Annotated in this window: 1 protein-coding gene and 1 pseudogene; both read left to right on the top strand. The window is 62.8% G+C overall.

Features of this window, described 5'->3' with window-relative positions; all coding sequences use genetic code 11:
- Nucleotides 1–172 precede the first annotated feature (172 nt).
- Complete coding sequence (locus tag LQV45_RS24370; RefSeq protein WP_223913883.1) at nucleotides 173–1,954, top strand: ABC transporter family substrate-binding protein; 1,782 nt, start codon at nucleotides 173–175, stop codon at nucleotides 1,952–1,954.
- 179 nt (nucleotides 1,955–2,133) lie between these two features.
- Nucleotides 2,134–2,757, top strand: a pseudogene (locus LQV45_RS24365) (ABC transporter permease); the annotation flags it as partial.

Below are 2,757 nucleotides of genomic sequence, written 5' to 3'. Positions count from 1 at the left end.
TTGCAGCTCCATAACGAACTTTACGGTGAGTCAACTTTGGTGGCTCCGGACGGTCTTTGGGGTTACGCTTCATGCCATGTGAGACGGGCCACACTGCCGCTGGGGGAGTGTGGACGTCTGTCTGGCGCCTTCGGCGCCGGTCTCACCCACACCACAGAAACAAGGAGGCGGAATGCGCTTGGGTCGTATTTCCAAAGCAGTGGGCGTGGCGGCAGCAGCTGCCATCGCCCTCAGCGCCTGCGCGGGCAACAGTGGCGGGACAACCCCGACCACTGCGGCGGCAGCAAGCAAGCAAGGCGGATCGGCAACTGTAGTAGAGGTCAACGCGTTTAATACGTTCAACCCGAACACGGCCGATGGAAACACTGACATCAATTCAAAGGTCAGCTACGCCACGCACTCGGGCTTCTTCTACATCGACAACAAGCTCAACGTTGTCCGCAATGAGAAGTTCGGCAAGATGGAAAAGGTCTCTGACGATCCGCTGACGGTGAAGTACACCATCAACGACGGCGTGAAGTGGTCCGACGGCACTCCTGTTACCGCAGCCGACCTTGTGCTGCAGTGGGCCGCCTTCTCCGGTTACTACAACGACGCCGACGCGGAAGGTAAGACCGGAACGTCCTACTTCTCCTACGCCGGTGACCCCACCGGTATCGCCCTCACCGACTTCCCGGAACTCGGTGACGACGGCCGCAGCATGACGCTGAAGTACTCCAAGCCCTTCGCGGACTGGGAAATCGCCATCGGCGGCCCCGGCGTCGACATCCCCGCCCACGTCCTGGCCAAGAAGGCAGGCCTGGCGGACACCAAGGCGTTCATTGACCTGCTGAAGGGCATGCCCCGCGGCGATTCCAAGGCCCCCAAGCCGGCGAACGCCCAGCTCAAGGCTATGGCGGACCTGTGGAACACCGGCTTTGACACCAAGACCCTGCCGGCCGATCCGAGCCTTTACCTCTCCAACGGTCCGTTCATCGTCAAGAGCGTCAACCAGGACCAGTCCCTGACCATGGTCAAGAACAAGGACTACAAGTGGGGACCGGAAGCCAATCTGGACGAAATCACCGTCCGCTACATCGGTGAGGCACCCGCCCAGGTCCAGGCTCTCAAGAACGGCGAGGCCGACATCATCGCCCCGCAGGCATCCGCGGACACCGTGGAGCAGCTCAAGGCACTCGAAAGCCAGGGCGTGACGGTCGACGTCGGCAACCAGCTCGCGTACGACCACATCGACCTGAACTACTCGGGCCCGTTTGCCGACAAGAACGTCCGCGAGGCGTTCATGAAGGCCGTCCCGCGTACGGACATCGTCGACAAGATCGTCAAGAAGCTGGACCCGAAGGCTGCACCGCTTGACTCCCAGCTGTTCGTTCCGGACCAGGCCCCGTACGCCGACTCGGCCAAGAACAATGGTTCCTCCGCCTACCAGGGTGTGGACATCGAGGGTGCCAAGAAGCTCCTCAACGGCGCCACCCCCGAAGTTCGCATCATGTACAACAAGGACAACCCCAACCGTGTTGACGCTTTCTCCCTGATCAGCGAGTCCGCCACCAAGGCCGGCTTCAAGATCGTCGACGGCGGCCTCGGCAAGTCTGACTGGGGCAAGGCCCTCGGTGACGGCAGCTACGATGCCACCATCTTTGGCTGGAGCAACTCGGGTGTCGGCGTGTCCGGCGTTCCGCAGATCTTCAAGTCCGGCAACGACTCCAACTTCAACCAGTTCAGCGACCCCGCAGCCGACAAGCTGATGGACGAACTGATTGTCACCACCGACAAGAGCAAGCAGGACGGCCTCGTTGCGCAGATCGACAAGATGATCTGGGATTCGGCCTACGGCCTGCCGCTGTTCCAGTCGGTTGGCGTGGACGCGTACAGCGACCGCATCACCGGTGTGAAGTACATGCCGAACCAGACCGGCGTTTGGTGGAACTTCTGGGAATGGGCGCAGAAGTAGCCCGCGACCCCAAGTAACACTGCTGGAAAGGCGTCGGGACCACAGCTTCTTCGGTCCCGGCGCCTTTCTGGCGACATCCCTGACGATGCCGTGGTCCCGCCGCCACATCGGCGGGAACCGGCCAAACTCCGCGACCGGTCCGGGCAATCCCTGGGCCCGAATTCCGAGGTTCTATTCCAATGGTGACCTACATCTTCCGGCGGCTCGTGACTGCCGCCCTCATCCTTCTCGGTGCGTCTTACCTCGTATATCTCCTGACAGCGGCGTCCGGCGATCCCCTCGAGGAATTCCGCGCCAACCCCACGCCCCAGAAGCAGCAGCTCATGGACGCGAGGACCGAGCTCTTGCAGCTGGACACCCCGGCCCCGCTGCGGTACTTCAAATGGTTCGGCGGCGCTGTCCAGTGCCTCGTTCCGTTCGCCAACTCCTGTGACCTCGGGAAAAACATCGCCGGTCAGCCCATCACCGAGGCCCTCGGCTTCGCGCTCGTCCAGACCCTGACCCTCGTCACCGCGGCAACGGTGCTCGCCATCCTGATCGGCATCACCCTGGGCATCGTCACCGCCCTGCGGCAGTACAGCACCCTGGATTACGGCGTGACGTTCATGGCCTTCCTGTTCTTCTCACTGCCGATCTTCTGGGTCGCCGTCCTGCTCAAGGAATTCGGCGCCATCGGCTTCAACGACTTCCTGCGGAACCCCGACGTGCCGCTGCCCGCGGCCCTCGGGATCGGCGTCGTCGTCGGCGCAGTGACACCCGTCGCGGCGGGCGGGACCATGCGGCGCCGGCTGCTGGCCGGCGCC

The sequence above is a fragment of the Microbacterium sp. Bi128 genome, assembly GCF_918698205.1.
This window is presented reverse-complemented; position numbering and strand designations above follow the sequence as displayed.

Coding starts and splice junctions, on each gene's coding strand:
- LQV45_RS24370 (WP_223913883.1), top strand. CDS start 173: ATGCGCTTGGGTCGTATTTCCAAAGCAGTGGGCGTGGCGGCAGCAGCT.